We start from the raw sequence: 2,575 nt of genomic DNA, 5'->3' as shown, positions 1-2,575 counted from the left end.
ACTAGTGCTTCCCTGCCCAGCTCTTTTCCGGCACTGCTCTCAAGCATGCGGGAGAATGATTCCCAGCCGCCACTTGCACCGCCCTTGCTGAACCGCTCCTCTATGATCTGCAGATCCCGCTTGTGGATCTCTTCCTTCAGCTCCTCGATCCTGTCGAAGTGCTCTTTCAGGTCCACTCCCTGCTGCTGGATGACAGGCATCTCGCTATCGTTTCGCAGGATACCCTGGCTGGAGAGTTCTGCATCAGTGATCTGGCGGATGAGCTGCTCATCTCCTTATTCCAGTCTCTTGAGGAGGAGGGCTTCCTTGAAGTCCCTGGGTTTGTATTTGAGCTTGAGTCTTTTTTGTCGCACAGGTGCTTCTTCCTCTTCAGGGAATCTGTCTTCGCCTTCGAATTCATAGTAACCCACTTTCATCCGCCTGGGTGAGATGCACAGGATGGTGTACTTGCCGCCGCCGAATTGTTCGAAGAGTTCTGTGGCGTCTTCGTAGGTGGGAAAGCTGTCATAGATGCCGACGGTCCGGATCTTGCCTGAGTTGGAGCGGAAGGTTTTGTTCACGTTCCAGGATTGTTCGGGCAAAGTGTCCAGGTAGTTGATGAGGTCTGAGAGGGTTTTTGCTCTGGATCGTAGCCCCAGTCTTTGCTTGAACTCGTCCAGGTCGGTAATGTCGGTGATCAGGCCGGCTGGGGGGTGGATTGATATAGTTTCTTTTTTCAGGTGGAAAGGTCCACACCATCGATAACCCTGATACTCATTGTTTTCAAGATGATTCTTCGGTGAAGTTTCTTGAATTATACACCTGAAGAAGAAGAACGAATAAAAGCAATCCAACAATATTTAGAAGGAGAGCAGCCATTTGAGATATATAGAAACCAGGGTCGGTCAAAGTATTGGTTTTACAAATGGTTGAATAGATATAATACTGGACATAAGGAATGGTATAAAAACGAGTTAAAAGTAGCCAAGGTTATCCCACATAAAACCGAAGAGAAAATCGAACGAGTTATTGTAGAGATTAGAAAAGCGCTAATGGATGGTATGGATGATTCAACTAAATATTCTCGCGTGGGTCCCGAGGCGATTAAATTTCACATGGAAGGGCTCGGTTATAAACAATCAGATATTCCATCTCTATCAACCATTAAAAGGATTATCAAGCGAAATAAATTAAAGGTGAATAAACCAGAACGCTATAAAAGAGTTCGTTCCAAGAGCAGACATACTATTCTCAAACCAAAATATATCAATGAAATTCACCAAATGGATTTCGTTGGTCCGAGATATATCAAAGGCTATGGATCTATTAATTCGATACATCTGAAAGATGTTATTGGGCGAAAAGCTGCATGTAAACAGTACAAAGAAAAAAGCATGGACAATGCTATGGATTTTCTAATCGAATATTGGAAACAAAACCCAATACCTAAATATCTGCAAATAGACAATGGGATGTCTTTTGCAGGAGATTACAAATATCCAAGGTCGTTTAGTCGATTTGTAAGATTTGCTTTATATGTTGGAATTGAAATTGTATTTATCGCTCCTTCAAAACCATGGATGAATGGAACGATTGAAGAGTTCAATAAGGGTTTTGATAAACGTTTCTGGAAAAAGGATCAATTTGCAGATCTCAATGACATGCGTAAAAAGTCACCAACATTTTGTGAAAAAGAAAACAAATTTAATGCCTGGAAGTTGAAAAATAAAAACATTAAACCAATCAATCCTATACAGAAATTGTCTGAAGATTTTGTTATTGATGTAAACAGCTTACCTTTAGTTAATGGCAAGATCCATTTCATTCGGATGGTAAATTCCAAAGGACAGATCTCTATACTTAATGAGCATTTCAATGTCGGCAGGGAATATATAGATGAATATGTCTGGGCCAGCATTGAAACCAGAAAACAAACGCTCACCGTTTATTTCAAAGATGAAAATCTGACAGTCCGGGAGATTAATAAATTCAATTATGAAATACTTGAGAAAGTGCACAATCGAAAGCATTCGATTTTTCAAAACAACTTTTAAGACAAGTGTGTTCGATGCTCTGAACCTAAAATCCACATATGGAGTTATCGATGCTCTGACCCTTTTAAGGTTATCGATGCTATGAGCCATTCCATTCAGGAATTTATTGAGGAACATGGTTTTTGGTTTCGGTGGTTTATCGGTGGATGTTCGGTTTGTTATCGGTGTTGCATCGGTTGCGTTTCGGTGAACACTTTTGAAATATGGTAAAACTTAGAATACCTTGAAAAATAATATATTACAAAGAAAATTTCAACGTTGAATATTAACAAGACTGTACCACATACAAGCCGCAGTGCCCATTGTCCCCCCTTCCCATAACATTTGGATTTTCCATTGCATGTGGCTTAGCATTTATATGATGTATCCACAAAACACTGAAAAGCGAACCTTCCTGCTTCCATACAACCAGAGTGGGTGGAGCAGAATCGAGGTGAAGTATTAGAACGTAAAGGTTAAGCGGAGTTACAGTATAAATTAATAAAAATAATTATAATTGTTCAGACAAGATGGTATAGATGAACCTAAATTCAGATATCGAT

3 protein-coding genes are annotated in these 2,575 nt (G+C 40.3%); 1 reads left to right on the top strand and 2 read right to left on the bottom strand.

Annotation, left to right across the window (positions count from 1 at the left end):
- Both IBX40_12640 and IBX40_12635 read right to left on the bottom strand, forming a co-directional pair.
- Positions 1 to 200: hypothetical protein (locus IBX40_12640; GenBank protein ID MBE0525157.1), on the bottom strand; the 200-nt coding region annotated here is incomplete at its 3' end.
- Positions 201 to 275: 75 nt separating this feature from the next.
- On the bottom strand, positions 276 to 836 hold the full coding sequence (locus IBX40_12635) for a hypothetical protein (GenBank protein ID MBE0525156.1): 561 nt from the start codon (positions 834 to 836) through the stop codon (positions 276 to 278).
- Positions 837 to 908: 72 nt separating this feature from the next.
- Between IBX40_12635 and IBX40_12630 the strand changes: the two genes are divergently transcribed.
- Positions 909 to 2,033: a DDE-type integrase/transposase/recombinase gene (locus tag IBX40_12630; protein MBE0525155.1), complete on the top strand. Its 1,125-nt coding sequence runs from the start codon at positions 909 to 911 to the stop codon at positions 2,031 to 2,033.
- Positions 2,034 to 2,575 lie beyond the last annotated feature (542 nt).

The organism is Methanosarcinales archaeon, assembly GCA_014859725.1.
Classification (GTDB): domain Archaea; phylum Halobacteriota; class Methanosarcinia; order Methanosarcinales; family Methanocomedenaceae; genus Kmv04.
This window is presented reverse-complemented; position numbering and strand designations above follow the sequence as displayed.